This is a genomic window from Kribbella sp. NPDC051137, from assembly GCF_040682535.1.
Lineage (GTDB): Bacteria > Actinomycetota > Actinomycetes > Propionibacteriales > Kribbellaceae > Kribbella > Kribbella karoonensis.
This window is the reverse complement of record NZ_JBFBBI010000004.1, coordinates 447,245-472,815: the sequence shown is the minus strand read 5'-3', so window position 1 is coordinate 472,815 and position 25,571 is coordinate 447,245. Positions and strand designations below refer to the sequence as shown.

The following is a 25,571-nucleotide window of genomic DNA, read 5'->3' as shown; positions in this document are numbered from 1 at the left end:
CGCCGGCTGGTCCCCCGGCTGGTCCCCCGGCTGGTCCCCCGGCTGGTCCCCCGGCTGGTCCCCCGGCTGGTCCCCCGGCTGGTCCCCCGGCTGGTCCCCCGGCTGGTCCGTGGACCGATGCGCAGACGGATCCCCAGATCGATCGGTCGGGCGAGGCTGTTGGGGGGCGGCGTCGGGTCGGCGCGCTGCCTGAACGGGCCGACGTCGGCACCGGACCGAGTCTCGCCCGCGGCGTCGCCCATGCGCTGCTGGTCCGTCCGGAAATGAGCGTGATCGGCGCGCTGCTGTTCCTGCTCGCGGGCCTCACCGGAGCGCAAGGAGCGGTGACCGGCCTGGTCTGGGGCCAGGTCGTAGAAGCTCTACAACACGGGCGAGCGCCGTCGTGGCTCGCCGTCGCCCTGGTGGCGACGCTGCTCGCCGCACCGCTGATGATGGCCGAAGGCCTCCGGCGTTATCCGCGCCGGTGGGTCGAGGTGATGCTGCGGACACGGATGTCGGTGCTCTTCGCCCAGACCAGTCAGCACCGCCTGCCCCGTACGCCGCCGGGCGAGGTGGTCGCCCGCTCCATGGATGCGGGCCGGATCGGCGCCTACGGAGACCGCTGGGTCGACTTCGTCAACGGCCTGGTGATCGCCGTCGTCACCGCCCTGCTCGGGGGTACGTGGCTCGCTGGCGCTGTGCTGCTGGCGGTGATGGTCTCCTCGGCGCTGACCTCGACCGTGGGCCGCCCCGCCGCCGGTCGGTCAGCGGCCGCTGCGTCGGCGGCTCGAGCCCGTTTCGGCCGTGTACTCGTGTCCGCGCTGGACGCGGCCCGGACGATCAAGCTGGCGGCCGCGATGCCGCAGGTGCACACCCATCTGCGGCAGGTCGACCGCGGCCGGGTGGACGCTGCGGTGCGAGAGCACCGAGTGCAAGCCTTCCTGAACGGAGTCCCTGTCGTGATGGTGCAGATCGGCGTCGTGTCGGCCTGGGCGGCGTACATGGGAAACCTCTGGGGCCTGGCCACCGCACTGCTGGTCGCGAATGCCGTCAACGGCTTCGACTACTTCGGACGGGTCGCCAGTTCTGTCGTCACCGACGCGCCTGGTGCCCGGGCCTGGCAGACCGAGACCAGCCGCCTCGCCGGCGGTGCCGACCTGATGGACCTTCCGCCCGGTGTCGACCTGGTCGCCGGCGTCGCTCCCGGACCCGGGCCGGTGCCGCGCACCCGGCTGCACCAGCTGGACCTGGTCGGCCTCAGCGCGATCCACGACGACGGCACGATCGGCGTCTCCGACGTCAACCTGACCGTCGAGGCCGGGGAGCTGGTGCTGTTGGTAGGCCAGGTCGGTTCCGGCAAGTCCAGCCTGCTGGCCGCGCTCGCCGGGCTGATCGATCATCGCGGCCAGATCCGCTGGAACGGCGAACTCGTCGACGACCCGCAACTGTTCCTGCGCCCGGGCCAGGTCGCGCATGTTGCCCAGGTACCCCGGGTGCTGTCCGGCACCTTCGCCGACAACGTGCGGCTCGGGCATGCCCGTGCGTTCGAGGGTCCGGTCGCCGGTGCCCGCCTGGACGCCGATGTCGTTGACGCCGGTGGCGCGGACGCGTTGGTCGGCCATCGCGGCGTACGACTGTCCGGCGGACAGGTGCAACGCCTCGCGCTCGCCCGCGCCCTGGCAACAGATGCGGAGCTGCTGCTCGCCGACGACGTGTCCAGCGCGCTGGATGCCGGCACCGAGATCGAGCTCTGGAGATCCTTGCGGGAGCGCCGCGCGACGGTTATCGGCGCGACCTCGAAAAGGGCTGCGCTGGCGCAGGCAGATCGGGTGGTCGTACTGGTCGACGGTGCGGTCGTGGCGGTCGGTCCTTGGTCCGAGCTCTCCCTGCGTTGGTCCCACCTGGCCGGCTGACCCCGTACCGCTAGTGACCGGGCCGGGGCCGGAGCTTGAAGATCAGGATGCCGAGGTGTTTGTTCATCCACTCCTGCTTGTGCGGGTAACGACGGCGGGCCTCCGCCGGCAGTTGCGGCTCGAGCGCGGTCTCGATCCAGAGTCCGGCGGCACTGAACTCGTTGATCAGGTCAGAGATCGTGTACGCGCGCTTCGTGAGGATGATGTCGTCGTTCCAGCCACTGCGGTACGAGAATTCGTCGGTGGAGAAGTACTCCTCACCTAAGGAGGTCCCGTTCCGTTCGGACCGTTCGACGGCGTATCGGATCGGTTGTGTTCTGGTCAGCAGGATGAATCCGTCGTCGGTGAGCATCGCGCGGGCGGCCTGCAGGGTGCGGACCGGATCTTTCGCATAGCCGAACGACTGCAGGAACAAGATCCGGTCGAACGTGCGGCCGGCGAGTCCGGGGACGGAATCCAGCTCGGACAGATCGCCCTGGATCAACTCCAGGCCGGGTGGCGGAGCGCTCAGGAAGTTGCCGCTGATGTCGACTCCTACCGAAGCGGTCGCACCGTCGCGAACCAGCTCGGCAAGCTTCCCGCCGTTGCCGCAACCGACGTCGAGCACCGACCGTCCGGCGACATCGCCCAGAAGCTCTCGCTGCGCGGGCCATTCGACAAGCCGGTCCAGCGAGTCCTCCTTGGCTCGAGCCCGCTCGTAGTCCGGAGCGAGCTGCAGCCACGGCCGGCTCGGATCGGCCGCGGGAGTCGGTGATTCCTCTGAGTTCGCCACGAGACAGACCATAGTCCGTCCCGCCCCTGCCTCACCGCAGGGTTGAGGGCCTGGAGAGCGAGTCCACAATATTGACGAAGGCGTCGCGGGCCGGGTCTTCGACCTCTTTCAGAGCGGCCAGTGCACAGGTGGACGGTGGCAGGTCGCGGAGCGGGATCGTGAGCACGTCGGGATGCTGGAAGTGTTCTGCGAACGGTGCGACCGTCGGGTGGACGAGGCGGCCACGGGCCAGGAGATACAGAAGCTCGGCATTGTCGTCGACGGCCGCATCGACGAAGCGGATCTTGCGTCCGGACGGTGTGGTGGACGGGCAGGTCGCCTCAGCGGCTTCGGGAGTCAGCCCGTACGGTCGTCGAACCTCATGATCCGCGAGGTCCTCGACGGACAGGTCGGTGCGGCCGGCGAGCGGATGGGTACGGCCGATCATCACGACGCGCTGGTCGTCCGTGCTCAGCACCGGGCCGACGACGATGTCCGGCTGGTCGAGCGGCAGGCGCGTCACGACCAGGTCCACCTCGCGACGACGTAGCGGGCCGAGTCGATCGTTGAACGGTGTGGTGCTCAGCTGCACCGTGGCGCCGGCGTAGGTCGTCTCGAACTGCTCGATCGCGCGACTCAGGACGTCCACGCCCGAGGCGGCGTTCAGCAGTCCCACTCGCACGACACCAGGGCCGGTCCCCCGGAACGTCGCCGTACGCAACACCCGTTCCAGGCCGTTCACCGCAGGACGGAGTTCGGCGTACAGCGCGGATCCAGCTTCGGTCAGTTGGACGACGCGGCTGGTACGGCGGAACAGCTCCTGACCGCCCAGCTTCCGCTCAAGGGCTCGTACGGTCTGGCTGACCCGCGAGGTCGTGAGGCCGAGACGCTGCGCGGTGCGCCCGAAGTGCAGCTCCTCGGCGAGCACCAGGAACACGCGGAGTTCGCGCAACTCGACGTCCGGCATCGTTGAGCGATGCTACACGTTCCGTGCTGCAGATCGGCGTTGATAGCACCCGCCGACGCTGCGAGGGTCAAGGCATGGACTCCGGCAAGGCGATCACGGTTGGCGTACTCACGCCGCACGCAACAACCGGCCCGGACGCGGAACTGCCGGACATGGCACCAGGCCGAGTCCGCGTCGAGGTCTCGAGGATCCCAGCCGGACCAGCGACCGCTCCGGGCAACACACCTGAGGAGCTGCGCGCTCAGGCGCGGGTCGCAGTACTGGACGAGGCCGCGTCCGTGCTGCTACCGGAGGCTGACGTACTCGCGTTCGCATCGACGGGATCGGGGTATGCGCTCGGGTACGACGCGGAGTCCGAGCTCGTGGAGCAGCTCCGGGATCGGTGGAACCGGCCGTTCTATTCCACTTGTTTGTCGGCGGTGGCAGCGCTGCGGTCTCGCAACATCGAGCGAGTCAGCCTTGTTCATCCGCCGTGGTTCGGGTCTTCGCTCAACGACCTAGGTGCCGAGTACTTCCGGAGTCAGCGCTTCGAGGTCGTGGACGCTCGGATGGCGGAGCTTCCCGACGATCCGGACGATGTTCAGCCGGCGATGGTCGTCGACTGGATTGCTCAGAATCTCTCCCCCGACGCTCAAGCCGTATTCCTCGGCGGGAACGGCTTTCGAGCTGCTCGCGCCATTCATCCATTGGAACGCCGGACCGGACGCCTCGTACTGGAAGCGAACCAGGTCCTGCTGTGGTCCATTCTTCGAAACAAAGGAGAAACAGCTCATGCGAGACGTCATTCTCTACATGTCGATGTCGCTCGACGGATTCGTCGGCAGCGATCGTGAACACCCCGGAATGTCGATTCCCGAAGGCGACGAACTGACGCGGTGGAAGCTCGACCGGATCAGGACGGCCGGGGCGCATCTCATGGGCCGTACGACGTACCAGGAGATGGCGTCCTACTGGCCGCAGTCGGACGACGTGTACGCGGCCCCGATGAACGACATACCGAAGATCGTGTTCTCCAAGACGCTGACCGATGCGGAGGCCGCGTGGCCGACGACGCGGGTCGCCCGTGGTGAACTCGGGGCCGAGATCGCGGCGATCAAGGAGGAGCCTGGTGCTGACGTGATCGTGTGGGGCGGCAGGCGGTTGGCCGGTGCGCTGGCTGCGGCGGACCTTATCGACGAGTACCGGCTGCTGATCCAGCCGCTGGTGCTGGGTGCCGGGCAGGCGCTGTTCGATCAACTCCCGGACTCGCGGCACCTGAAACTGGTCGAGGCTCTACCGTTTCCCAGCGGCATCGTTGTACACGTCTACCGGCGCGCAGATCAGCCGAGGCACACGCAGAACGGGTGACCGTGTGACGCCATCACCGGTGTAGGGCTGCATCTTTGGAGGGTAGGCGGAAAGGTGGGCGGGTGGTCCAGGTTGACCAGCGCCAGAGCCATTCGAGGGGGCCTTTGGGGTGGTGGCGGAGCCAGAGGGTGGAGCAGAGGGACTGGGTGGTGAGGATGGCGGCGGCGATCAGGACGACGTCCCGGGTGGAGATGGTGTGCAGGTCGAGGACCCGGATGATCGTGAGGACCAGGATCGTGGCGGAGAGGTAGTTCGTGAGTGCCATTCGGCCCAGGGGGCTGAAGATCGCCTTCAGGACGGGCCGGAGCGGGGTTCGCAGCAGGATCAGCAGCAGACAGATGTAGAACGTCGCGACCACGAGGCCGCCGGCGGCGAGTGCGAGCGAGAACGTGCCGTCCTCCGGCTGTAGTCGCGTTTGCCAGATCAGCAGCGGTACGGCGAGCAGCGCCAGCGTGAGCGTGACCGCCGGCAGGGCCCGGCCGGGCTTCTCCCCCGCGGTGACGCGGTCGACGATGCCGAGGCGGACGAGCGCCGAACCGGTCAGGAACAGGCCGGCAGTGAGTGAGAACCTGCCGTCGCCGGTGATCAGCGAGACGAGAAGCAGGAGCGGTCCGAGGACGGCGACCGCGCGCGGTGGGAGCCAGGTCGACGGCAGGAGGACGAGTAGGCCGATCACGGCGTACGTCGAGAGGATGTCGCCCCACCAGAGCAGCAGGAAATGTGCGGCGCCGATCGCCAGCAGCGTGAGCAGCCGGCGTAACAGCAGCACCCGTGGACGCGGCACCCGGCCGGTGACCGAGCGCAGCAGCAGCGCGAACCCGATCCCGAAGAGCAGCGCGAAGATCGGCATGAACCGCTGTTCGACGAACAAGCCGAGCCAGGTCGCGCCGTCCGACTCCCCCGACGCGGTGATCGTGCGTCCGCCGGAGATCGGCTGGACGTTCGCGAGCAGGATCCCGCACAGCGCGAAGCCGCGGATCACGTCGAGCGCGAGGATCCGCGGCTGTCCGGATGAGGTAGGCATGCCCCAACCCTGGACGGCACGAATCGGCGGCGGCAGCGGCCGGAAGTACGTTCGGACCGTACTTTCGGCCGGTTCTGACCAGAACCGGCCGTTCCGTACGCTGCAGGTGTGCGCTTTGCGAGAACGAGTACGGACGTCGCGCTCGGTGGTGTCGTACTCGCGCTGCTCGGATACTCGGCGTACCAGCTCGCGACGGTCTGGGGGCCGCAGTACTGGATCCTCGACGCGGTGGCGGGAGCTGTTGTCGGGGTGATCGCCCTGGTACGGCGGTTCGACCGGTGGCGCGCGGCGGTCGCGGGCCTGGGGGTCGCGGTCGTCACGATCGTCGTGGCCTGGACGGCTGGGCTGCCCGCTGAGCCGGGGCCTGCGATGGCCGTAGGGCTTGCGGTGCTCGTCGGCTCGGGAGTCGCCGCGCTTCCGGTGGCACAGGCTACTGCCGTGGCAGGGGGTGGGCTGATCGTTGCCGTCGGCAGCTTGTCCATCGGTCACAGCTCGGGGATCGGCACCGTGAACGCCATCGGCTGGCTCGTCGCGGTCCTCGCCGGAGCGGCAACGCGGATCAGGGACGTACGGCGGCGCGCCACCGCCGAGCGGATCCGTCAGGACGAGCGGCTCGAGCTGGCGCGAGAGCTGCACGACGTCGTCGCGCACCACATCTCCGGCATCGTCCTGCAGGCGCAGGGCGCGCGCCTCGTGGGAGGCCGGACGCCCTCGCAGTACGACGAATCACTCGCCGGGATCGAGGTCGCCGGAGCCGAGGCGCTGGCGGCGATGCGGCGGATGGTCGGCCTGCTCCGGAGCGACGACCTCGTCGCCGGCCCGGTCCGTCTCGACGAGCTCCGGGAGCTGGTCGCGCGCTTCGAGGGGCCTGCAGTCGAACTTCACCTTCCGGCAACCGAACCGTCCTGGCCGCCGGAGGTGATGATCACCGTCTGCCGGGTCGTGCAGGAGTCGCTGACGAACGTCGCCCGTCACGCAGCACATGCCGCGACTGTGACGGTCCACGTCACGCAACAGCGCCGCGCGGTGGCTGTCGAGGTGGCGGATGACGCCGAGCCCGCGGGACGGCACCAACGCGCAGGCTACGGACTGATCGGTCTCCGCGAGCGCGTCGAGGCGCTGGGCGGAACGCTCGAAGCCGGCCCCGGGAAAGCCACGGGCTGGGCAGTCTCGGCCTCAGTGCCGCTGGAAGCAGCCCGATGACGATCACCGTGCTGCTCGCCGACGACCAGGCGATGGTCCGCAGCGGTCTGCGGCTGATCCTCGAGAACCAGCCCGACATCCGCGTCGTCGCCGAGGCCGCCGACGGCGTCGAGGCGATCGCCCTCGCTCGCGACCTGCGTCCGGACGTCTGCCTGGTCGACATCCGGATGCCGCGTCTGGACGGCGTCGCGGTCACCCGCGCACTGGCCGGTCCCGACGTACCCGAGCCGCTGAAGGTCGTCGTCGTGACGACGTTCGACCTCGACGAATACGTGTACGGCGCGCTCCGGGGCGGCGCGGCCGGGTTCATCCTGAAGGACGCCGGCCCGGCCATGCTCACCGAGGCGGTCCGGGCCGCGTACGCCGGGGACGCACTCGTCTCCCCCTCCGTCACCGTCCGGCTGCTCCGCCGGCTGACACCTGTCGGTCCGGCGGCCGGCACTCCCCTGTCGGATCGTGAGGTCGACGTGGTCCGCGCGATCGCCCGCGGCCGGACGAACCACGAGATCGCCGCCGAGCTGTTCATCTCGCTGAGCACCGTCAAGGGACACGTCGCAGGCATCCAGAACAAGCTCAAGGCCCGGAACCGAACCGAGGTCGCCGTCTGGGCCTGGCAGTCGGGACTGGTGTAGACCACCCTTTGTGAATGCGATCACGAGCTGCGATGATCTGCGCCATGACCAGCGACGGCGCAGTGCGGCGGGGGCGTGTGCGCGGGTGGCTGGACGGTATGCGCGACACCTGGGAACCGCCGCGGGCAGGGGATCTGGCGAGCCCGTTCCGCTTCCTCATCTGGCTCACGCGAGAACAAAAGCGCCGCGTCGGCTGGGCCGCCGCGCTGGGCAGCAGCTGGATGGTCGGCCTGACCGTACCGCCGTGGGTCCTGTCCAGGACGGTTGACGACGGCCTCGCCGCCCGGGACATCAGCGCGCTGGCCTGGTGGGTCCTGCTGCTGCTCGGTGTCAGCGTGCTCAACGCACTCCTCGGGATCGCACGGCACCGCACCATGACGAAGATCCGCATGGACGCGTCGTTCCGCTCCGTCCGTGCGACCGTCTGGCATACGTCCCGCCTGGGCGCGTCGCTGTCGCGGCGAATGAGCGCGGGCGAGGTGGTGACGGTCGGGATCAGCGACGTGTACACGGTCGCGCAGGCGTTGACGGTCACCGGGCCCGGCGTCGGTGCGGTGATCGCGTACGCCGTGGTCGCGGTCGTGCTGTTCACGATCTCCCCGCTCCTGGCGGCCGTCGTACTCGCAGGCGTGCCGCTGCTCGCGGTCGCGGTCGGCCCGTTCCTGCAGCGGATCGAACGCACGGGCGGGACGTACCGGGTACATCAAGGCCATCTGACGACTCGCCTCGTCGACATCCTCGCGGGCCTGCGAGTACTCAACGGCCTGGGCGGGAAGGCGTTCGTCGCGGAGCGGTACGGACAGGAGTCGCAGCGGCTGATCGGGCACGGGTACCGGGTCGCCGGTCCCGCGAGCTGGGTGGGCGCGTTGTCCACCGGGCTGCCGGCGTTGTTCCTTGCCGCGGTCGTCTGGCTGTCGGCGCGGATGGCTGCCACCGGTGCGATCACCATCGGGGACGTGGTCGCGGTCTACGGGTACGTCGCCGTACTGGTCGTCCCGGTCTCCGCGTTGATCGAGAGCGGCGGAGACATCGCGCGCGCCCGCGTCGCGGGTCAGCGGATCATCGATCTGCTGAATCTGCCGGTGCCGCCCGAGAGCCAGGGCGCGGTCCCGCCCGGATGCGGTCCGTTGGCAGATCCCGAATCCGGGGTCGTGGTTCGGCCGGGTGTGCTGACCGCGTTGGTGTCGGCCCGGCCGGCGGAGGCGGTCGCGGTGATCGAGCGGCTCGGGAGGTTGACGGCCGCGGCGGGTGTCACCTGGGCGGATGTGTCGATCGACGGCGTGGACCGTGCGCAGTTCCGGCGGCGGTTGGTTGTCGCGGACAACGATGCCGAGGTCTTCGCGGGCACCGTGCGTGAGGTGGTCGCTGGGCGGTTGGACGCGGACGACGACCGGATCCGAACGGCGCTACGGGTCGCGGTCGCCGAGGATGTCGTCGAGGCACTGCCCGGTGAGCTGGACGCGCCGATCGCGGCGGGTGGGACCGATCTTTCCGGTGGTCAACGGCAGCGCATCCGCCTCGCCCGTGCGGTGTACTCGGCCCCCGACGTCCTGCTCGCGGTCGAGCCGACCTCGGCGCTCGACGCGAACACCGAGGCGGCGGTCGTCGACCGCATCCGCGAGGCCAGGCGCAACAGGACCACGGTCATCACCACCTCGTCGCCGCTGGTACTCGACCGCGCCGACGAGGTGGTCGTTCTCGCCGACGGCAAACTGTCCGCCGCCGGGACGCACGCGGACCTCCTGCGCGGCGACCCGCACTATCGCGACCTCGTGTCCAGGACAGCCGATGAGTAGACAGTTGCCGGTCGCCGGTCCGGCCGAGGTCCGGGCAGCCGCGCTCCGGGATCTGGGTGCCGATCGTCGTGCGGTTGCCGGGGTCGTGCTCGTCAACGGGCTCGCGTCGGCGGCGGGCCTGGCGGCGCCGTGGTTGCTCGGGCGCATCATCGACACGATCCGCGCGGGCGGCGGGCTCGGCACGGTCGATCGGCTTGCCTTCGCGACGCTGGTGTTCACGGTCGTACAGACCGTTCTGTCGTGGTGGGTGTTGAAGATCGGCTACCGGTTCGGCGAGCGCACGGCGGCCCGGGTGCGGGAACGCTTCCTCTCCCGGGCCCTCGCGCTGCCGCCACGCGAGGCGGATCACCTGCCGGCCGGAGACCTGATCGCCCGTGGCAGCACCGACGCGTCGCTGGTCGCGTCCACCCTGCGATCCGCCGTACCCGAAGTACTCGTAGCTCTCATGCACGCGCTCTTCCTGATCGTCGCGGTGCTCCTCCTGGACCTCCGGCTCGGCCTGTGCGGCCTGATCTGTCTCCTCGGCGCCGGCGCGGCTGTGCGCTGGTACCTGCGCCGCGCGCGACCGGCGTACCTCGCCGTGGCAGCCACCGGAGCGGACCTGGCCGACGCGGTCGTCAGTACGGCGAAGGGCGCCCGTACGGTCGAGCTTCTCGGGCTGGAACGCCGCCGTTCCGAGGTCACCGAGTCCGCCGTTGCCCGCGCAAGGACCGCCCGGCTCGACGCTCTCTGGCTACGGACGGTCTTGTTCCCGTGGGTCGACGTCTCGCTGGCATTGCCCGTGGTCGGCGTACTGCTGGTCGGCGGCGCACTGTACGCCGACAACCTGGTCAGCCTCGGCGTCGTCGTGACCGCGACCGTGTACCTGCGGCAGTTGGTCGGCCCGCTCGACACCCTCATGCTCTGGATCGAACAACTCCAGGGTGCCGGGGCGTCGTACGCGCGGGTCGAGGGTCTCGCGGACGTCCCCGAACCGCAGCCGGCCGTTCCGGCGCGGGAGCTCGGCGACCGGATCCAGGTGCACGACGCGCACTTCAGCTACACCGGCGCCCGGGACGTACTCCGCGGCATCGACCTGCTCGTGCAGCCCGGCGAGCGGCTCGCGATCGTCGGTACGTCGGGCGCCGGGAAGTCGACCCTCGCCCGCCTGCTCGCCGGTCTCGATCGCCCCCGCACCGGGTCGGTGACGATCGGCGGTACGCCGGTCGCGGACCTGCCGCCCGAGCAGCTGCGGGAGCACGTCGTACTGATCACCCAGGACCATCACGTCTTCCACGACACGGTCCGCGACAACCTGCTGATCGCGAAACCCGATGCGACCGACGAGGAGCTGTACGCCGCGCTCGACGCCGTCGGCCGCCGGGGCGAACTGGACACCGAGGTCGGCACGGACCTCGACGACGCCGCCGCGCAGCAACTGTCCCTCGCCCGGGTCGTCCTCGCCGATCCGCACACGCTGATCCTGGACGAGGCGACTGCCCTCCTGGATCCGAAGACGGCACGCCGAACGGAACAGTCGCTGGCAGGTGTACTGCGCGGCCGGACGGTGATCGCGATCGCGCACCGGCTGCAGACCGCACATGATGCCGACCGGATCGCGGTGATGGAGGACGGCAGACTCGTGGAGCTCGGGACCCACGACGAACTCGTCAGCGCCGGCGGCGTCTACGGGCAGCTCTGGCGAGCGTGGCACGGAGACCCTGCCGAGCGGTAGAAGGGTCTATGGACTTCTCGGGCCTGTCTGAACAGATGCAGGACCACGGGCTGCCGGGTATGGCGGTCGGTGTCTGTACGGCGGACTCCGTGCTGTGGTCCGGCGGCTTCGGCGTCACACGAGCCGGCGGGGACAGACCGGTCGGGACCGACACCATGTTCAGCGTCCAGTCGTGCTCGAAGATGTACACCGCGACCGCGGTGCTGCACGCCGTACAGGAAGGACTGGTCGAGCTGGATGTGCCGATCGTCCGGTATCTGCCGGAGTTCCGGGTGCGCAGCCCGTTCGAGGAGCATCCGGAGCGGCGGATGACGCTGCGGCACCTGCTGAGTCATACCGCGGGCTTCACCCACGAGGCGCCGGTCGGGTCGAACTACCTGGTCGGGCGGGAGTCGTTCGAGGCGCACTGCCGGAGCATCTCGGAGACCTGGTTGCGGTTTCCGGTCGGGCGGCACTTCCAGTATTCGAACCTCGGGATCGACCTGGCCGGGTACGTGTTGCAGCGGCGCAGCGGGTTGCCGTTCCACGAGTTCGTCCGGCGGTCGTTGCTCGGCCCGCTCGGGCTGGAGCGGACGTCGTTCGACGCGCGGGTGATCGCCCGCGAGACCGACCGGGCGATCGGGCACTCGACGGGGTACTCGCGGTTGCCGGTCCGGGTGCCGATGGTTGCCGCGGGCGGGTTGTACACGACCGTCACCGACGCGTGCCGGTACCTGCAGTTCCACCTCACGCAGGGCGAGGCGCTGGCCGAGATGTACGAAGGGCGCGGGTACGGGCTGGGGATCGCGCTCACCAAGGCCAACGGTGTTCCGGTGCGCGGGCACGGCGGGGGCGGGTTCGGGTTCCTGTCGGACATGCTCTGGGCCCCGGAGGCGGGAGTCGGGGTCGTTGTGCTGACCAACTCCACGGCTCATCCCTTGCAGTGGAAGCTCGCCACCGACATCTTCCGGGAGCTGGTCGGCGAGAGTTCTCCCCCGCCCGCTCCCACGCGATCGGTGGCGCCCGCCGAGTCGATGGCGGGCAGGTACGACCAGGTGACGGTCGTCGTCGACGGTGAGCAGGCCTTCCTGGTCGAGGGCGGTGAGCGGAAGCCCGCGGTGTTCGTCGGCCCGCGCGAGTTCCGGGTCGGCGACGAGTCGTACCGGCTGCACGACGGGCCTCCGGCGTACCTGGAGGCGGTCGAGGGCCGCTGGGTCTGGTACCGCAACGACGTACCGGAGCCGGCACCCGCCGCGCCCGACGGGCCGTGGAACCGGAACTACGCGATCCACGTTTCCGGGGTCCGGGACGGGACGGCGCGGTTGCGGAAGGAGAACGGCGTCCACTTGTTCGACCATTGGGGCGGCGGGACCTATCGGCTGCGTGAGTACCGCCCTGGGCTCTACCTCTCGTCGCACGGGGAGATGCTCGACCTGACCCGGACGCCGCCGACGTACGCGAACGTGCGGCTGCACGAATTGTCGGATCCGCGTGCTTGAGTTCGTTGTCCAGGTGTGGCCAGGCGAAGGGAGACGACGATGTTCTCGACGAAGCGGTTGACGCGGTTGCGGGCGGTGCTCGAGCGACGGGTCGAGTCCGGTGCGGTCCCGGGCGTCCTGGCGGTGCTCGCGCGTCGCGGTGAGGTGCACGTCGAGTCGGTGGGGACGCTCGCCTTCGACGGCGGCAGCCCGGCGATGGCGACCGACACGATCTTCCGGACGGCGTCGATGTCGAAGCCGATCGTCGCGGCCTGCGCGATGACGCTGATCGAGGACTGCTCGCTGCGCCTCGACGACCCGATCGACGACCTCGTACCCGAGCTGGCGAACCCGCGGGTCCTTGCCGATCCCGCCGGGCCGGTCGACGACACCGTCGCGGCGGCGCGGCCGATCACCGTGCGGGACGTACTGGCGTTCACGCTCGGGACCGGCATGGTTCCCGACGAGGCGCCGGTCGCCGGCGCCCTGAACGCCCTCGGTGCGCCCGCGCTGGACGAGTGGGTGGCGCGGCTCGGCAAGGTCCCGCTCGTCCATCAGCCCGGTGAGCGGTGGCTGTACGACACCGGCTCCGATGTCACCGGCGTACTGATCCAGCGGGCCACCGGTCAGACCTTCGGGACGGCGCTGCGGGAACGGATCCTGGAGCCGCTCGGGATGAAAGACACCGGGTTCAGCGTCGAGCCGGCCAACTTCGGCCGGTTCGCGACGGCGTACGACGTGGAGGACGGTCCGGACGGGGCCGTCGTCGAGGACGTGCCGGAGACCGGGCGCTGGAGTGCCCCGCCGGTGTGCGAGAGCGGCAGCGGCGGGCTGGTGTCGACGGCCGAGGACTACCTCGCGTTCGCGTCGGCGCTGCTCGCGGGCGGCACCTACCACGGCACGCAGGTGCTGTCCCGGGCGGCGGTGACGCTGATGACGAGCGATCAGCTGACGCCGGAGCAGCGGGCGGTGTCCGGGTTCTATCCGGGGTACTTCGCGACCACGAGTTGGGGTCTGGGACTAGGGATCGTCACCGACCGCACCCGGCTTGGGCCGTCGGCCGGGAGTTACGGGTGGAACGGGTTCTACGGCACGAGCTGGTACAACGATCCGGCCGAGGAGCTGACCGCGATCCTGATCCAGCAGCGCGCGCACGCCGGCGATGCGACGCTCGCGTTCCAGCGGGACTTCTGGACCGGTGTGTACCAGTCGCTGACCTAAGGAACGGCAAAACCTGACCTGTCCTGCCGGGTCTCCCCGTTCTTCGGTCGTATCGTCCGAAGGAGTGCCGGCTCACACCGAGCCGGAGATTCACGAACGGGGAACCTGATCCATGCGTAGGTCTGTACTGACTATTGTCCCACTGCTGCTCGTCGCGCTGTTGCTCGGCGGCTGCGGCGGCTCCACGAAGAACAACAGCTCCGCCGCGACCACGCCGTCCGCGGGCGCGAGTGAGCCGACGGCGGGCAGCACGCCCTCGACGTCGACCGCGGCTGACACGTGTCCGGCGAGCAACACCAAGTCGTTCGCGAAGACGAAGTTCGTCGCGCACGTCGGGCTCGCGGCGGGCAGCTTCCACCGCTGGATCTGGAAGCCGTACAAGGCGGGCACGTTCGCGAAGGGCGCCCACGGCCGGCTCAAGGCGACCATCAAGGCAGGCCTGACCGCGGCGTTCATCGCCCACGAGGTCAAGATCGCCAGCGAGGACGTGAACGCGAGCCCGGCGCTCTGCAAGGTGCTGAAGAAGCCGCTGGTCGCCCTGGGCAACCAGTTGGACGGGCTGAAGAGCAAGATCACCGGCGGCGACCTGTCCAGCCTGGACGGCGTCAACACCGCGATCGCCGGCGTCACGACGCTGAGCGACAAGAACGGTGCCCAGATCACCGAAACCTCCCAGAACTGAGGGTCCCCTCCCCCTCGACCGCCGGCCCGGCGGATACTCCGCCGGGCCGGCCGTCACTCTTTTGTCCGCAAGAATGTCGGACTCGGGTGGTGCGGTTCGTTGGGTGGGTGTACGCAGTCTTGTGAAGGGAGATGGGGATGCAGTACCTGATTTCGGTGATCGATCATCGGACCGCGTCGGCGACCGCGGAGGAGATGACGGCGATCGACGCGTTCAACGAGGAGTTGGTGGCGGACGGGCACTGGGTGTTCGCGGGCGGGCTGAGCGCGCCGAGCGACGCCACGGTGATCGACGCGCGGGGTGACGGGCAGCCGATCTTCACCGACGGGCCGTTCCTGGAGTCGAAGGAGTACCTGGCCGGCTTCTGGGTGTTCGAGGCGCCGGACCTGGACGTCGCGCTGAAGCTCGCGACCGCCGCGTCGAAGGCGTGCAACCGGCGGCTCGAGGTGCGGCCGTTCCTGTGAGCGACTGCGAGTGATTGTGAGTGAGATCGAGGAGACGATCACCCGGGCACACCGCGAGGAGTGGGCGCGGGTGGTCGCCTCGCTCGCCAAGCGGTTCGGGGACCTGGACATCGCGGAGGAGTCGGCCGCCGAGGCCTTCGCGACCGCGGTCGAGCGCTGGCCTGTGGACGGCGTACCGCCGAACCCCGGCGCCTGGCTGACCACGACCGCGAACCGCAAGGCGATCGACCGGATCCGCCGCGAGAACAAGCGCGACGACAAGCAGAAGGAGGCTCAGATGTCGTACGACGACCAGCCGGAGCCTCTCGGGGTGATCGACGACGAACGGCTCCGGCTGATCTTCACGTGCTGCCACCCCGCCCTGGCGATGGAGACCCGGGTCGCGCTGACGCTGCGGATGGTCGGCGGGCTGACCGTGCCGGAGATCGCCCGCGCGTTCTTCGTCCAGGAGACCGCGATGGGCCAGCGGATCACCCGGGCGAAGGCGAAGATCAAGGCGGCCCGGATCCCCTATCGGGTGCCGGCCGCGGAGGATCTGCCGACCCGGGTGTCCGGCGTACTCGCGGTGCTGTTCCTGGTGTTCAACGAGGGCTACCTGGCGACGGGACCGGACACCGATCCGGTGCGGGGTGAGCTGACCGGCGAGGCGATCCGGCTGACCCGGCTGATCCGCGCGCTGCTTCCGGCCGACGGCGAGGTCGCCGGCCTGCTGGCGCTGATGCTGCTCACCGAGGCACGCCGTACTGCCCGGGTCTCGCAGACCGGTGAGCTGGTAGCTCTCGACGAGCAGGACCGCGGCGCGTGGGACACCGCGATGATTGCCGAGGGCCATCAACTGGTGCGGGAGCGGATCGCGAGCCGGATCGCACCCGGCAGATACCAGCTCCTCGCGGCGATCAACGCCGTGCACACCTCCGCCCGCGACGTCCGCGACACCGACTGGTCGCAGGTCGTCGCGCTCTACAACCAGCTCACGCGGATCGACCCGTCCCCGATCGTCACGCTGAACCGGGCGATCGCGGTCGCGGAGCTGGACGGTCCCGAGGTCGCGCTGGCGATCGTCGACGGGCTCGCCGACAAGCTGTCCGGATATCACCCCTACCACGCGACCCGTGCGGACCTGCTCCGCCGGCTGGGCCGGAGCCGGGAGTCGCGGGCGGCGTACGACGCGGCGATCGAGCTGTCCGGCAACACCGCCGAGGTGGCCTACCTGACCCGGCGGCGCGATCAGCTGGGCTGAGGGGGTTGCCTCCGCATGCCTTACTATGAGGTAATGGATTACCACATGGTAAGGAGATGGTGATGGCTGATGTGACCCGTGGGATCACGATCCCGCGTCCGCCCAGTGTCGTCTGGCGGCAGTTCGGGACCGAGGAGGCGCTGCGCCGGTGGCTCTCACCCACGCTGACGATCGACCTCCAGGAAGGCGGCGCGTACCGGATGCTCGGCGCCGACGGCGAGACCTGGATCAGCGGCGTCGTCCTCGAACTCGTCCCCGAGGGACGGCTTGTGCTGTCGTGGCTCGAGGAGGACGCGGGCTGGGTACATCCCGGGCGCCTGGTCGTCGAGCTGAGGGCGGCCGGCGACGGTACCGAGGTGGCGCTGACGCACGACGGGTTCGCCGGTATCGGTACGGCGACGTGGCGGCGGACCCGGGACGCGTACGTGCGCGGCATGACCGAGCATCGCGTGCTCGAACAGCTCGCGGACGCGGTGAGCAGCGTTGCCTGACGAGTCCGCAGACCCGTTCCGGGCGATCGCGGACCCGACGCGGCGGCGCATTCTCGAACTGCTGATGGAGCGCCGGTCGCTGACGGTCGGCGAGCTGGCGGCAGAGTTCCCGGAGCTCGTCGCGTCGGGGATCTCGAAGCACCTGATGACGTTGCGCGCGGCGGGACTGGTGGTCGCGGTGAAGGCGGGGCGGCATCAGCACTACCGGATCGACGACAGCGGTCTCGACGCGGCGTTCGGGGCGTGGATCTCGCAGTACGAGTCCTACTGGTCGAACGCGCTGACCAAGCTGCGCGATCTGTCCGTGGACGACTAGACCCGCCCGTAGCGGGCCAGGCAGTGCCAGACGTACTTGATCGCCTGCGGCGGGTGTCCGCGCGCCGCCTCGCCGAGCAGGTACGGCGTCAGCTCGGTGCCGATCTCCCGCGCCAGCGCGACGGTCTCCGGACCGCGGTACGCCGGGTCGAACGTGGCCGGCGTACCGCGGAAACCGGGGTGGTACTCGACCGGGCAGCGGAGCTCCCGAGCGGCCTCCTCGACCGGGGTGCCGATGAACGACGGGTCGAGAACCAGCGCGTCGACGTCGTTGGCGAATTCGACGGGTCCGTGGATGTGGGCCTCGACGTAGTCGTCCAGGTCGTCGGATCCGGCGGCGTCCGCCAGTCCGCACAGGCGGGCCAGAGACTCCCGGCCGCCGTAGTCCTCGGGGTCGCGGGCGGAGTCGGGGAAGCAGAACGTCGCCCGTTCGATCAGCTCGGGCTTCAGTCGCAGGTACGACGACCCGAAACGGATCGCGCCGCCGTAGACATCGTTCCGCCGGTTCCACACGCCGTACACCGGCCGAGCTGCTCCAGGCTCGTCGTCGTACCGTCCGGCGAACAGCCGACTCTCCCACCGCCAGCGATCCCCGCCCGGGAACGCGGTCAGCCCGCCGTTCGAGATCCCGGTGGCGAACTGCGACCGGTAGAACCCGTCCCCCACCATCGACTCGACCACCGTCCCCGAGCCGTGCGGCCAGTTCGGATGAAACTGCACGGCCAGCATCACGCCGGCCCCATCTCGTGTCCTTCCGCGTCGACTGCGACGAAGCGGAGTTTCCGGTCGTGCCGGCCGACGGCCAGCCAGTGCGTGAACGCGACCCTGGCGGTCACCGGCATGTCCAGGCGTGGATCCTCGACCAGGTCGAACCACGCGAGGTCGCCCTCGGAGCATTCCGCCGGCACGACCGCCTCCGCGTCGAGTTCGGCGGTGAAGTAGTACGTCGTGCGGATCTCGGTGCCGGTGTCGCGGACGGCGACGTACCGGAGGGCGAGGTCGGCGAGTTGCTCGGGGGTGATGCCGAGTTCCTCGTGCAGTTCGCGGAGTGCGGCGGCGGTCGGGTCCGTGAGTTCGGCGGGTTCGAGGTGGCCGCCGATGCCGACCCAGGAGTCTGGGATCGCGCGTGAGCCGCGGCGGTACAGGAGCAGGACTCGACGGTCACGCACCAGGTACAGGGACGTCAGGTGGCGGGCGGAGTGCATTTGTCAGACGTTGACGTCGAAGCCGAGGGTCAGGTCGGAGGCGGCTTGGCCGGCGCGGATTCCCCAGTTGGTGGTGGGGAGGTCGCGGACGAGGATCGTGACGTGGTCCGGTGGGATGCCGAACGGCTTGAGGTTGGTGACGATCGCGGTGTAGAGCGCACGTTTGGCGTCGATCGAGCGGCCGGCGAAGCAGTCGATGCTGACGAGCGTGAAGCATTCGGGCTGGGTCAGCCGCGGCGAGCAGGCGAACCGGTGCGGCGCGTGCACCACCAGCCGGACGTCCTTGTCCTGCGGCGGGATCCGGAACGCGGTGACCAGCGCGTTGTGGACCGCGTCGATCAACCCCATCTCGTCCGCTGCGGAGTACTCCCGGCGGACCTCGATCTGTGCACTCGGCATGACTCCAGATCCCACCACGAAGCAGCCTCCCGCGGCGAACGGAATATGTCGGTGCCGCCCAGCACACTCGTTCCCCATGAAGATCCCACGCGGCGCGGCCGTTGTCCTGCGGTCCGGCAAGGTCCTGATCATCAAGCGTTACCTCCGGCAGGAGTCGGCCGCGGAGTGCGTGATGTGCGAGTACGCCGACGCGCCGGGGCCGGAGTGCCGCGGCCATCGGTACGCCGTACTCCCCGGCGGGCACGTCGAGGAAGGTGAGTCGGCTGCCGCGGCCGCGCTCCGAGAGCTGACCGAGGAGACGACCCTCACCGGCACCGTCGACCAGCTGCTCTGGACCGGCACCCACAACGGCCGTCCGGCGTACTACTTCCGGATCAAGGACGTCACCGGCGTAGCCGAGCTCTCCGGCGACGAAGCCGCCGCACACTCACCGACGAACCACTTCGACCTGCACTGGGCCGGCGCCGCCGAACTCCAATCGTCCGGCATCTACCCGCCGGACCTCCTACGGCGGTTGGCCGAGCTCTGTGATTAGCGCAGAAATGTGCGGAGAAGTCTGGACGAATTTCCCTGGAAGATTTATCCTGGCCGAATGCAGAATTCACAAGGAAATGTCTCTCTACAATTAAACCTATCATCGGAAAGTGCGGAAAGCAAGTCCGGGGAATTCTGGCAACTCGGAGCGGATCGGGTCCGCCGGATCGGTTTCGGCGCGAAGCGGCTCGCCGGGTCCGGTCTGCCCGACGGTGCGGACCTGCAGGAGCGGGCGATCGCGCTGCTGCGGCGGGTCGTCGAGCTGGGCGTGAACCACATCGACACCGCCGCGTTCTACCCGAGCCACGGCGCGGCCGGCGAGACCGCGTTCGAGAGCCTGGACTGGGCGAACGACGTGATCCGGCGCGCGCTCGCGCCGTACCCCGACGACCTCGTGATCGCCACCAAGGTCGGCCCCACCAAGAACGGGCTCGCGCGGCCGGACGAGCTGCGCGGGCTCGTCGAGGCCGACCTGCGCGCGCTCGGCGTCGACACCCTCGATCTCGTGTACCTGCGGCAGATGCGGCTGGAATCCATCGCCGAGCATTTCGGCGTACTCGCCGAGCTCCAGGCCAAGGGCATGATCCGGCAGCTGGGAATCTCGAATGTCCGGCTGAAGCATTTGCACGAGGCCCGGGAGATCGCCCCGGTGGTCGCGGTGCAGAATCGGTACAGCGTCGGCTTCGGCCGGGTGAACGACGAAATCCTGCAGCTGTGCGGCGAGCTCGGCATCGCGTTCGTCCCGTTCTTCGCGGTCACGGCGGAGTCGCGCGAGGCAGGCGGCGTACCGACGTCGGACCCGGTGCGGGAGATCGCCGCGCGGCACGGGGCGACCGACGCACAGGTCCGGCTGGCCTGGACGCTCAGCCGCGGTCCCCACGTCCTGGCGATCCCGGGAACATCCAGCGAACGTCACCTCGAGGAGAACCTCCGAGCCGCGGACCTCGACCTGTCGCCGGACGAACTGGCTGCGCTGGATTCGGTGATCGACTGACACGCCGGGTGCCCGGGGAGGACGCTCCCCCGGGCACCTACCATCGTCGGATGCTCAGGACGGTGCTGTTCGATCTTGACGGGACGCTCGTCGATCACGAGTCGGCTGCTGCCGCGGCGGTTGTGGTGTGGGCGGCGGAGTACGGCGTGGTCGGTCCGGAGGTTGCCGCGGAGTGGGCCTCGGTGTCGGACAAGCACTACCGGCGTTATCAGCGGCGGGAGCTGACGTTTCCGGAGCAGCGGCGCTTGCGAGTGCGGGAGTTCCTCGGGCTGGAGGCGAGCGACGCCGAGGCGGACGAGATGTTCGAGAGCTACACACGGCGGTACGAGGCGGGCTGGACCGTGTACGACGACGCCGTACCGGCGTTGCGGGCCGTCCGTGCCGCCGGACTCGGCGCTGTCGTCCTGACGAACGGGAACACGGCGCACCAGACGTTCAAACTCGAGCGGATGGGGCTGACCGCTGAGATCGACGAACTGATCACCGGCGAGCAGTTGCCCGCGACCAAGCCGGACCCGCGGGCGTTCGTCTACGCACTCGAGCGGGTCGGTGCAACGCCGGACGAGGTGGTGATGGTCGGTGACTCGCTCGAGAACGACATCCAGGGGGCGCGGGCAGCCGGGATCCACGCCGTACTGATCGACCGGAAGGACGCACACGCCCACACCGGCATACCGCGGATCCGGCTGCTGACCGAGGTGCTGGAGAGCGTCAAAAGCTGACCTCGTCGGTCTTCTTGACCGCCGCGGTGCGGCCGGGTGCGCGGTGGCCGGACCAGTAGAGGTTGGTGTGGGCGATGACCTTGTCAGGGGTCGGTGCGCCCCACTCGGAGAGATCCTCGGTGGTGTGCGCGTCGCCGACCAGCGTCACGTCGTACCCGCGGACCATCGCGCCGTGGATCGTCGAGCGGATGCATTCGTCGGTCTGCGCGCCACTCACCACCAGGTGACCGATACCGGCGCGCGCCAGCACCTCCTCCAGGTCGGTTGCCTCGAACGAGTCGGCGTAGGTCTTGTGGACAAGCGCCTCCGAATCGTGGCGGGACAGCTCCGGCACGAACTGCCACTCGTCGGTGCCCTTCGCCAGGTTCTCCCCGGAGTGCTGGATCCAGACGACCGGGACTCCCCCGGCCCGGGCCTTCCCGACCAGGGTGGCGACGTTCGCGACCACCCGGTCCCGCTCGAACGCCTCGCCGACGACACCGGTCTGTACGTCGACCACCAACAGCGCCGTGTTCGGCCGATCAGTCAGCGTGGACATGCGCCGCTCCTTCCTCCTGAAGATGTACGACGGAACGCTATCCGCGACCTCCGACAATTCCGGACCGCAACCGCAGCCGGACCGTCGGTACGTCGCCGTCGTCCAGATCCTCCGCCCGCCGCACCGAGGCCTTCACCGGCAGGATGTACCGGCCGTCCTTCGGGAACATCGACGTCGCCCACACGCTCCCGCCGATCTCCGCGGTCACCGGGATCATCCCCCAGCCGTAGGAAACGTGCCCCGCCTCGGCCTCGAAGTACCCGCACTCCTCCTCCGGCACGGTCACGAAGTACCACGGCGCCGGTCCCCGCCAGTACCAGATCTCGCCCGCAAACTCGATCTCGTTCACAGCCACCCGTCCAGTGCTCCGAGGAAATCGTCCACCCGCCCGTACCACACAGAATGCCCTGCCCCGGGGATCCCCCGGACGCAGAAGCCCAGCCCTTCCAATTCCCGGGCGCGCTCCGGCGACACGTAACGGCTCGGGTCCGCCCGCACCACCAACGAGGGCACAGTCGGACGACCAGTCGCCCGACGGGCGTACGAACGCTCCAGAGCGACCGCCGTCTCGACGTCGAACCGCTCCGCCGCCTCAGCCTCTACCCGGCAGTCCTCAGCCGACCAAGCGGGACGGGTGGCCCGCAGATGCGCCTCCGTCCGGGCGGCCCGCGACCGGGCGAAGTGCTCACGCAGCTCCGAGGCCGACCTGCTGGAAGGCTCACCGCCCTCCAGCGGTACGTCGACGTACACCGCCCGCTCAGGCCGCAGCCGCGCCAACGCCTCCCACAGGACGATCGCACCGAGCGAGTGCCCGATCGCCAGTGCGGGACGGCTGCCCGCCGCGACGACGGCATCGACAAAGTCCTCCATGGTCTCGCCCGGAGCCGCTGATCCGTGCCCTGGCAGGTCGACGGCGACCACGCGACAGCCGTGGCCGGCGAGCGCCGGACCGACCTCGTGGTACTGCGTTGCCGCGCCGAGCATGCCGTGGATCAGCACCACAAGCCGATCGCCTGAGCCCCAGGTGAGCATCAGCCGAGAGTGCTGGCGGCGAGGAGGCGTTGGGCGAGGGCGTGCGAGGCAGCCTGGAGTTCAGGGCCGGCGAGGATCCGGTAGGGCGCCTGGATGGCAGTCAGTTGGGTCGCGTACCAGTCCGGGTCGTCGGTGCTGGCGAGCAGGCGGGTGTGCGTGTCGTCGATCGGTTCGAGCCGGCCCATGCTGCGCGCGATCCAGCACGCGGCGTCCTCGCGTGGGGCGTCGATCTCGACCTCGATCGGATACTTCCAGCCCATCGCCAGGTGCTCCTCGACCATCGCCAGCGGATCGAGGTCGACGGGTGCGGTGAAGTCGGCGGGTTGCGGCTCGACGCGGGTGATCTTGTCGACGCGGAGGACCCGCTGCGCGTCCTTGGCGTGCGACCAGCACAGCAGGTACCAGCGCCCGCGACGTACGACGACCGCCCACGGGTCGACCTCCATCGGGAACTCACTCTGGTGGCGCCGGTACTGGATGGTGACCCGCCGGTGCCCGGTGCTGTACGAGACCAGCGCGGCGGTGATCTCCGGATCGGGAGTCCGTACGCCGGGATCGGGGCCGCGGGCGCTGACCCGGCGGACCGCGTCGGTGGCGCGGGCGACGGGCTCGGGCAGCACGCGGACGATCTTGCCGAGCGCGGTCTCGACCGGGTCCGCCGTACCGCGCGGACCTTCGAGCACCGCCATCACGAGGCCGAGCGCCTCGGTGGTGCTGAACATCAGCGGCGGCAGCCGGAGACCGCGGCCGACCCGGTAGCCGCCGTACGGCCCGCGCGTCGACTCGATCGGGATGTCGGCCTCGCGCAGGATCGCGACGTACCGGCGGGCGGCGCGCTCGGAGACGCCGAGCTTGTCGCCGAGTTGCTCCGCGGTGATGCCGGGCCGGTTCTGGATCAGCTCCAGGACCGTCAGGGTGCGCGCGGTCGGGCTCACGTCGTACGCCATCGTCCACCATGTTCCGGAAGAAGTCCGTCCGGTGCCGAGAGTAGCCCAGTCTGGGAGGATCGACGCGTGCGGGCGGATCGGTTGGTGGCGGTGCTGTTGCTGATGCAGGCGCGCGGCCGGGTGACCGCGGCCGAGGTCGCGGCGGAGCTGGAGATCTCGGTGGCGACCGCCCGTCGCGATCTCGAGGCGCTGTCCACCGCCGGCATCCCGGTCTATCCGCAGCCCGGGCGGAACGGCGGCTGGCAGCTCGTCGGCGGCGCCCGTACCGATCTCAGCGGCCTGTCCGCGACCGAGGCGCAGGCGTTGTTCCTGCTCGTCGGGCCGGCGGCGTCGATCGCCCCGGACGCGAAGGCCGCGCTCCGCAAGCTGGTCCGCGCCTTGCCGGACACCTTCCGTGAGCACGCGCAGGCGGCAGCAGAAGCGGTCGTGATCGACTCCGCGCGCTGGGGCGAGCACGTGAAGGAACGCCCGGAGCTGGTACGTCAACTCCAGGACGCCGTCGTACGCCGGGAACGCGTCCGATTGGTCTACTCCGGCCGCGGGCGCGATCCGTCCGAACGCGTCGTCGAACCGCTCGGGCTCGTCGACAAGGACGACGTCTGGTACCTGGTCGCGGGGACGGCCGACGGCCGGCGGACGTTCCGGGTCGACCGGGTCGCGACCGCCGAACCGACCGGTGATTCCTTCGAGCGACCGGACGACTTCGAGCTGTCATCGGCCTGGGCCGAGATCGTCGAACGGATGGAGGAACGCCGATCGGGGCTGACGGCAACAGTGTTGATGGACGAGCGGTTCGTGTGGGTGATGCAGGACCGGCTCGGCCGAAACTGCGAGCTGGACGGGACGGTCGGCGACCGGGCCCGGGTGAAGGTCACCGCGCCGACGCCGTTGATGATCGCGCAGCACCTCGCCGGCTGGGGCGGGTCGATCGAGGTCGTGGATCCGCCGTCGGTGCAGGCGGAGCTGGCACGTCTTGGCCGGGAATTGACGAACCGCTACACCCGGATGGACCACCCGGGTGAGTAAGGTGCCATGGTTCAGCGTGTCCCGATCAAGCCTCAGGAACCATTCGTGACGACATCCCCTCCCCAGCCGCCACCAGGCCCGTACTCAGGTCAGCCGGACGGTTACGGCCCGCCACCGCAGCAGTTCCCGCAGTACGGCGAGCCCCGGCCGCAGGACCACCAGCAGCAGGCTCCCCAGTACGGCCAGCAGCAGTACGCCGGTCAGCCGGGCCAGCAGCAGGCCCCGCAGTACCAGGCCCAGCCCGGCCCGTACCAGCAGCAGTACGCCGGTCAGCCGGGCCAGCAGGCTCCGCAGTACGGCCAGTACCAGCAGCCCGGTCAGCAGGACCAGTCGTTCCCGCAGCCGGGGTACGCCCCGCCGCAGGGACAGACGGTCTGCCGGTTCTGCGGCGGCTACCCCGCCGCGCAGGCCACCGTCCGCGGTCACCAGGGGCTCATCATCCTGATGCGCTTCCTCCGGCTGCAGGGCCCGTTCTGCCGGACGTGCGGTATCGCGTCCGTCCGCGACATGACGTCGAAGAGCCTGTGGCAGGGCTGGTGGGGTATCGGCTCGTCGATCATCAACCCGATCACGATGCTGATGAACATCGGCCCGATGCAGAAGTTCAAGAAGCTCCCGGAGCCGGCTCCCGGTCCGGGTCAGCCGATGAACCCGGGCAAGCCGCTGTTCCAGCGCCCGGCGATCCTGATGCTGCTGTTGCCGGTCGCGTTCGTCGCGCTGCTGATCGTCGGCAACCTGAACTCGGTCGAGAACAAGGCCCAGGTCGGCTCCTGTGTCGTCAACAAGGGCACGTCGAGCAACCCTGACGTGAAGGTCGTCGCCTGCAGTTCGTCCGACGCCGAGTACCGGGTCATCGACAAGCTCGACTCGACGGACGAGAGCCAGTGCGGTGACGACGCCGACGCGACGTACGTCGACGAGAAGTCCGACTACACACTCTGCCTGGCGAAGGTCAAGTGAGCACGGCGGGGTCCCGGC

30 protein-coding genes are annotated in these 25,571 nt (G+C 69.6%); 19 read left to right on the top strand and 11 right to left on the bottom strand.

Going from position 1 to position 25,571, the window contains the following annotated elements; genetic code table 11:
- Positions 1-263: 263 nt before the first annotated feature.
- Positions 264-1,892, top strand: coding sequence for an ABC transporter ATP-binding protein (locus tag AB0M51_RS23460; RefSeq protein ID WP_363750387.1), 1,629 nt, complete (start codon positions 264-266; stop codon positions 1,890-1,892).
- A 10-nt stretch (positions 1,893-1,902) separates the two neighbouring features.
- Here AB0M51_RS23460 and AB0M51_RS23455 read toward each other — a convergent pair whose 3' ends face one another.
- Positions 1,903-2,664: a class I SAM-dependent methyltransferase gene (locus AB0M51_RS23455; protein ID WP_344195437.1), complete on the bottom strand. Its 762-nt coding sequence runs from the start codon at positions 2,662-2,664 to the stop codon at positions 1,903-1,905.
- Positions 2,665-2,695: 31 nt separating this feature from the next.
- Positions 2,696-3,610 carry a LysR family transcriptional regulator gene (locus AB0M51_RS23450; protein ID WP_344195439.1) on the bottom strand — a complete coding sequence of 305 codons (915 nt, stop codon included), beginning with the start codon at positions 3,608-3,610 and terminating at the stop codon, positions 2,696-2,698.
- Positions 3,611-3,684: 74 nt separating this feature from the next.
- Here AB0M51_RS23450 and AB0M51_RS23445 point away from each other — a divergent pair, with 74 nt between their 5' ends.
- Together AB0M51_RS23445 and AB0M51_RS23440 are read left to right on the top strand one after the other, a co-directional pair.
- Entirely contained in the window at positions 3,685-4,443 is a 759-nt protein-coding gene (locus tag AB0M51_RS23445) for a hypothetical protein (protein ID WP_363750384.1), read from the top strand.
- Positions 4,382-4,957 (top strand): dihydrofolate reductase family protein, encoded by a 576-nt coding sequence (locus AB0M51_RS23440; protein ID WP_344195443.1) that lies wholly within the window; start codon positions 4,382-4,384, stop codon positions 4,955-4,957. Before AB0M51_RS23445 ends, AB0M51_RS23440 begins: the two co-directional genes overlap by 62 nt.
- Positions 4,958-4,970: 13 nt before the next feature.
- Here the strand turns inward: AB0M51_RS23440 and AB0M51_RS23435 are convergent, their stop codons facing one another.
- A complete protein-coding gene (locus AB0M51_RS23435; RefSeq protein ID WP_344195445.1) occupies positions 4,971-5,981 on the bottom strand; it encodes a DUF418 domain-containing protein in 1,011 nt (336 codons plus the stop codon).
- A 108-nt stretch (positions 5,982-6,089) separates the two neighbouring features.
- Between AB0M51_RS23435 and AB0M51_RS23430 the strand changes: the two genes are divergently transcribed.
- The 11 genes from AB0M51_RS23430 (at position 6,090) to AB0M51_RS23380 (ending at position 17,197) form a co-directional block, all read left to right on the top strand.
- Positions 6,090-7,184: a histidine kinase gene (locus AB0M51_RS23430; RefSeq protein ID WP_344195447.1), complete on the top strand. Its 1,095-nt coding sequence runs from the start codon at positions 6,090-6,092 to the stop codon at positions 7,182-7,184.
- Positions 7,181-7,816: a response regulator transcription factor gene (locus AB0M51_RS23425; protein ID WP_344195449.1), complete on the top strand. Its 636-nt coding sequence runs from the start codon at positions 7,181-7,183 to the stop codon at positions 7,814-7,816. Before AB0M51_RS23430 ends, AB0M51_RS23425 begins: the two co-directional genes overlap by 4 nt.
- A 14-nt stretch (positions 7,817-7,830) precedes the next feature.
- Positions 7,831-9,612, top strand: a complete 1,782-nt coding sequence (locus AB0M51_RS23420) for an ABC transporter ATP-binding protein (protein WP_344195451.1) — start codon at positions 7,831-7,833, stop codon at positions 9,610-9,612.
- The gene (locus AB0M51_RS23415; RefSeq protein ID WP_344195453.1) at positions 9,605-11,326 is read left to right on the top strand and encodes an ABC transporter ATP-binding protein; all 1,722 of its coding nucleotides are present in this window, start codon (positions 9,605-9,607) and stop codon (positions 11,324-11,326) included. The genes AB0M51_RS23420 and AB0M51_RS23415 overlap by 8 nt, the downstream gene beginning before the upstream one ends.
- Before the next feature lie 8 nt (positions 11,327-11,334).
- Positions 11,335-12,804 carry a serine hydrolase domain-containing protein gene (locus tag AB0M51_RS23410; RefSeq protein ID WP_363750379.1) on the top strand — a complete coding sequence of 490 codons (1,470 nt, stop codon included), beginning with the start codon at positions 11,335-11,337 and terminating at the stop codon, positions 12,802-12,804.
- Positions 12,805-12,843: 39 nt separating this feature from the next.
- On the top strand, positions 12,844-14,004 hold the full coding sequence (locus tag AB0M51_RS23405) for a serine hydrolase domain-containing protein (RefSeq protein ID WP_363750377.1): 1,161 nt from the start codon (positions 12,844-12,846) through the stop codon (positions 14,002-14,004).
- A 112-nt stretch (positions 14,005-14,116) separates the two neighbouring features.
- A complete protein-coding gene (locus tag AB0M51_RS23400; RefSeq protein WP_344195458.1) occupies positions 14,117-14,686 on the top strand; it encodes a hypothetical protein in 570 nt (189 codons plus the stop codon).
- A gap of 137 nt (positions 14,687-14,823) precedes the next feature.
- The gene (locus AB0M51_RS23395) at positions 14,824-15,150 is read left to right on the top strand and encodes a YciI family protein (RefSeq protein WP_344195460.1); all 327 of its coding nucleotides are present in this window, start codon (positions 14,824-14,826) and stop codon (positions 15,148-15,150) included.
- Between the two features lie 16 nt (positions 15,151-15,166).
- On the top strand, positions 15,167-16,390 hold the full coding sequence (locus tag AB0M51_RS23390; protein WP_344195462.1) for an RNA polymerase sigma factor: 1,224 nt from the start codon (positions 15,167-15,169) through the stop codon (positions 16,388-16,390).
- 62 nt (positions 16,391-16,452) lie between these two features.
- Complete coding sequence (locus tag AB0M51_RS23385) at positions 16,453-16,881, top strand: SRPBCC domain-containing protein (RefSeq protein WP_344195464.1); 429 nt, start codon at positions 16,453-16,455, stop codon at positions 16,879-16,881.
- On the top strand, positions 16,874-17,197 hold the full coding sequence (locus tag AB0M51_RS23380; protein ID WP_344195466.1) for a metalloregulator ArsR/SmtB family transcription factor: 324 nt from the start codon (positions 16,874-16,876) through the stop codon (positions 17,195-17,197). The genes AB0M51_RS23385 and AB0M51_RS23380 overlap by 8 nt, the downstream gene beginning before the upstream one ends.
- Here the strand turns inward: AB0M51_RS23380 and AB0M51_RS23375 are convergent.
- The 3 genes from AB0M51_RS23375 to AB0M51_RS23365 are packed head-to-tail and all read right to left on the bottom strand — an operon-like array spanning position 17,194 to position 18,800.
- Positions 17,194-17,925, bottom strand: a complete 732-nt coding sequence (locus AB0M51_RS23375; protein WP_344195468.1) for a DUF3626 domain-containing protein — start codon at positions 17,923-17,925, stop codon at positions 17,194-17,196. The two genes, AB0M51_RS23380 and AB0M51_RS23375, sit on opposite strands and share 4 nt — an antisense overlap.
- The gene (locus tag AB0M51_RS23370; RefSeq protein ID WP_344195470.1) at positions 17,925-18,401 is read right to left on the bottom strand and encodes an NUDIX domain-containing protein; all 477 of its coding nucleotides are present in this window, start codon (positions 18,399-18,401) and stop codon (positions 17,925-17,927) included. Before AB0M51_RS23370 ends, AB0M51_RS23375 begins: the two co-directional genes overlap by 1 nt.
- 3 nt (positions 18,402-18,404) lie before the next feature.
- The gene (locus AB0M51_RS23365) at positions 18,405-18,800 is read right to left on the bottom strand and encodes a tautomerase family protein (RefSeq protein WP_344195472.1); all 396 of its coding nucleotides are present in this window, start codon (positions 18,798-18,800) and stop codon (positions 18,405-18,407) included.
- Positions 18,801-18,876: 76 nt separating this feature from the next.
- Here AB0M51_RS23365 and AB0M51_RS23360 point away from each other — a divergent pair, with 76 nt between their 5' ends.
- The 3 genes from AB0M51_RS23360 to AB0M51_RS23350 are packed head-to-tail and all read left to right on the top strand — an operon-like array spanning position 18,877 to position 21,050.
- On the top strand, positions 18,877-19,335 hold the full coding sequence (locus AB0M51_RS23360; protein WP_344195474.1) for an NUDIX domain-containing protein: 459 nt from the start codon (positions 18,877-18,879) through the stop codon (positions 19,333-19,335).
- A gap of 57 nt (positions 19,336-19,392) precedes the next feature.
- Complete coding sequence (locus tag AB0M51_RS23355) at positions 19,393-20,328, top strand: aldo/keto reductase (protein ID WP_344195477.1); 936 nt, start codon at positions 19,393-19,395, stop codon at positions 20,326-20,328.
- 50 nt (positions 20,329-20,378) lie between these two features.
- Positions 20,379-21,050: an HAD family hydrolase gene (locus tag AB0M51_RS23350; RefSeq protein ID WP_344195479.1), complete on the top strand. Its 672-nt coding sequence runs from the start codon at positions 20,379-20,381 to the stop codon at positions 21,048-21,050.
- On the opposite strand, the gene AB0M51_RS23345 is transcribed toward AB0M51_RS23350, so the two are convergent.
- From AB0M51_RS23345 to AB0M51_RS23330, 4 genes are read right to left on the bottom strand one after another with little or no spacing between them, the layout of a single operon-like run.
- Entirely contained in the window at positions 21,040-21,588 is a 549-nt protein-coding gene (locus AB0M51_RS23345; protein WP_344195481.1) for an isochorismatase family protein, read from the bottom strand. The genes AB0M51_RS23350 and AB0M51_RS23345 overlap by 11 nt on opposite strands.
- A 37-nt stretch (positions 21,589-21,625) precedes the next feature.
- Positions 21,626-21,937 carry a DUF1905 domain-containing protein gene (locus AB0M51_RS23340; RefSeq protein WP_344195483.1) on the bottom strand — a complete coding sequence of 104 codons (312 nt, stop codon included), beginning with the start codon at positions 21,935-21,937 and terminating at the stop codon, positions 21,626-21,628.
- A complete protein-coding gene (locus AB0M51_RS23335) occupies positions 21,934-22,620 on the bottom strand; it encodes an alpha/beta fold hydrolase (RefSeq protein WP_344195485.1) in 687 nt (228 codons plus the stop codon). Before AB0M51_RS23335 ends, AB0M51_RS23340 begins: the two co-directional genes overlap by 4 nt.
- Positions 22,620-23,567, bottom strand: a complete 948-nt coding sequence (locus AB0M51_RS23330; RefSeq protein WP_344195487.1) for a WYL domain-containing protein — start codon at positions 23,565-23,567, stop codon at positions 22,620-22,622. Before AB0M51_RS23330 ends, AB0M51_RS23335 begins: the two co-directional genes overlap by 1 nt.
- 66 nt (positions 23,568-23,633) lie before the next feature.
- On the opposite strand from AB0M51_RS23330, the gene AB0M51_RS23325 reads away from it, so the two are divergent.
- Positions 23,634-24,593 carry a WYL domain-containing protein gene (locus tag AB0M51_RS23325; RefSeq protein WP_344195489.1) on the top strand — a complete coding sequence of 320 codons (960 nt, stop codon included), beginning with the start codon at positions 23,634-23,636 and terminating at the stop codon, positions 24,591-24,593.
- A gap of 84 nt (positions 24,594-24,677) precedes the next feature.
- Here AB0M51_RS23325 and AB0M51_RS23320 read toward each other — a convergent pair whose 3' ends face one another.
- Entirely contained in the window at positions 24,678-25,019 is a 342-nt protein-coding gene (locus tag AB0M51_RS23320; RefSeq protein ID WP_363750369.1) for a hypothetical protein, read from the bottom strand.
- A gap of 18 nt (positions 25,020-25,037) precedes the next feature.
- On the opposite strand from AB0M51_RS23320, the gene AB0M51_RS23315 reads away from it, so the two are divergent.
- Positions 25,038-25,553, top strand: a complete 516-nt coding sequence (locus AB0M51_RS23315; RefSeq protein ID WP_363750367.1) for a hypothetical protein — start codon at positions 25,038-25,040, stop codon at positions 25,551-25,553.
- The last annotated feature ends 18 nt before the right edge of the window (positions 25,554-25,571 follow it).

Excerpts from the sequence above, each read along its gene's own strand:
- AB0M51_RS23370 (WP_344195470.1), bottom strand. The coding sequence starts at position 18,401 with ATGCACTCCGCCCGCCACCTGACGTCCCTGTACCTGGTGCGTGACCGT.
- AB0M51_RS23415 (WP_344195453.1), top strand. The coding sequence starts at position 9,605 with ATGAGTAGACAGTTGCCGGTCGCCGGTCCGGCCGAGGTCCGGGCAGCC.
- AB0M51_RS23460 (WP_363750387.1), top strand. The coding sequence starts at position 264 with ATGAGCGTGATCGGCGCGCTGCTGTTCCTGCTCGCGGGCCTCACCGGA.
- AB0M51_RS23375 (WP_344195468.1), bottom strand. The coding sequence starts at position 17,925 with ATGCTGGCCGTGCAGTTTCATCCGAACTGGCCGCACGGCTCGGGGACG.
- AB0M51_RS23420 (WP_344195451.1), top strand. The coding sequence starts at position 7,831 with ATGCGATCACGAGCTGCGATGATCTGCGCCATGACCAGCGACGGCGCA.
- AB0M51_RS23365 (WP_344195472.1), bottom strand. The coding sequence starts at position 18,800 with ATGCCGAGTGCACAGATCGAGGTCCGCCGGGAGTACTCCGCAGCGGAC.
- AB0M51_RS23425 (WP_344195449.1), top strand. The coding sequence starts at position 7,181 with ATGACGATCACCGTGCTGCTCGCCGACGACCAGGCGATGGTCCGCAGC.
- AB0M51_RS23335 (WP_344195485.1), bottom strand. The coding sequence starts at position 22,620 with ATGCTCACCTGGGGCTCAGGCGATCGGCTTGTGGTGCTGATCCACGGC.
- AB0M51_RS23355 (WP_344195477.1), top strand. The coding sequence starts at position 19,393 with ATGCAGAATTCACAAGGAAATGTCTCTCTACAATTAAACCTATCATCG.
- AB0M51_RS23395 (WP_344195460.1), top strand. The coding sequence starts at position 14,824 with ATGCAGTACCTGATTTCGGTGATCGATCATCGGACCGCGTCGGCGACC.
- AB0M51_RS23400 (WP_344195458.1), top strand. The coding sequence starts at position 14,117 with ATGCGTAGGTCTGTACTGACTATTGTCCCACTGCTGCTCGTCGCGCTG.
- AB0M51_RS23345 (WP_344195481.1), bottom strand. The coding sequence starts at position 21,588 with ATGTCCACGCTGACTGATCGGCCGAACACGGCGCTGTTGGTGGTCGAC.
- AB0M51_RS23410 (WP_363750379.1), top strand. The coding sequence starts at position 11,335 with ATGGACTTCTCGGGCCTGTCTGAACAGATGCAGGACCACGGGCTGCCG.
- AB0M51_RS23350 (WP_344195479.1), top strand. The coding sequence starts at position 20,379 with ATGCTCAGGACGGTGCTGTTCGATCTTGACGGGACGCTCGTCGATCAC.
- AB0M51_RS23435 (WP_344195445.1), bottom strand. The coding sequence starts at position 5,981 with ATGCCTACCTCATCCGGACAGCCGCGGATCCTCGCGCTCGACGTGATC.
- AB0M51_RS23445 (WP_363750384.1), top strand. The coding sequence starts at position 3,685 with ATGGACTCCGGCAAGGCGATCACGGTTGGCGTACTCACGCCGCACGCA.
- AB0M51_RS23360 (WP_344195474.1), top strand. The coding sequence starts at position 18,877 with ATGAAGATCCCACGCGGCGCGGCCGTTGTCCTGCGGTCCGGCAAGGTC.
- AB0M51_RS23405 (WP_363750377.1), top strand. The coding sequence starts at position 12,844 with ATGTTCTCGACGAAGCGGTTGACGCGGTTGCGGGCGGTGCTCGAGCGA.
- AB0M51_RS23450 (WP_344195439.1), bottom strand. The coding sequence starts at position 3,610 with ATGCCGGACGTCGAGTTGCGCGAACTCCGCGTGTTCCTGGTGCTCGCC.
- AB0M51_RS23315 (WP_363750367.1), top strand. The coding sequence starts at position 25,038 with ATGCGCTTCCTCCGGCTGCAGGGCCCGTTCTGCCGGACGTGCGGTATC.
- AB0M51_RS23385 (WP_344195464.1), top strand. The coding sequence starts at position 16,453 with ATGGCTGATGTGACCCGTGGGATCACGATCCCGCGTCCGCCCAGTGTC.
- AB0M51_RS23330 (WP_344195487.1), bottom strand. The coding sequence starts at position 23,567 with ATGGCGTACGACGTGAGCCCGACCGCGCGCACCCTGACGGTCCTGGAG.
- AB0M51_RS23440 (WP_344195443.1), top strand. The coding sequence starts at position 4,382 with ATGCGAGACGTCATTCTCTACATGTCGATGTCGCTCGACGGATTCGTC.